Source organism: Microbacterium enclense (assembly GCF_001456955.1).
In the GTDB taxonomy this organism is placed as follows: Bacteria; Actinomycetota; Actinomycetes; order Actinomycetales; family Microbacteriaceae; genus Microbacterium; species Microbacterium enclense.
In genome coordinates this window covers 1-584 of record NZ_KQ758478.1, presented here as the reverse complement: position 1 = coordinate 584, position 584 = coordinate 1, and the positions used below count along the sequence as shown (strand labels likewise).

Annotated in this window: 1 rRNA gene; it reads right to left on the bottom strand. The window is 62.3% G+C overall.

What is annotated here, in order from left to right:
- Positions 1-345: 345 nt before the first annotated feature.
- A 5S ribosomal RNA gene (gene rrf / locus AS029_RS16445) occupies positions 346-462 on the bottom strand.
- Positions 463-584: the final 122 nt, after the last annotated feature.

The window sequence follows — 584 nt, the reverse complement described above, 5'->3', positions numbered from 1 at the left end:
CGGAACGGACGCTCACCCTCCCGACGGTACGGACGGTCACCATCACGCGGCGGACGCGAGTCGTGGTCACGCCGGACCGGACGGGCGTCGCCCGAACGGGACGGGCGCCCGTCGGTCTCTCGGCGGAACGGACGGTCTCCGTCGCGGCGTGGAGCGCGCTCGCTTCGGGAAGACGAACCCCGGCTCTGCGAGGACCGCCCGCGATCGGAACCGCGCTCGTTCGAGCGCTCGTCTCTGCTTCCGCGATCGTTCGCGTCGTCCGTCGACATGACTGTCCTTCCCGGCGATTGTGTCCGTAAATGCGAAATGGCCACCCAGCGTTGGGTGGCCATTTCGTTAAAGGAAGTCCGGCGGTGTCCTACTCTCCCACAGGGTCCCCCCTGCAGTACCATCGGCGCTGAGAGGCTTAGCTTCCGGGTTCGGAATGTGACCGGGCGTTTCCCTCTCGCTATGGCCGCCGAAACACTATTGATGTGTTCGTAAACCAACAACGATTGTTTCATTGTTGTTGTTCTCGACCGTACATCGAGAACCACTCAGTGGACGCAAGCACCAAAAACAGGTGTGTTATCAAGTCATCGGCT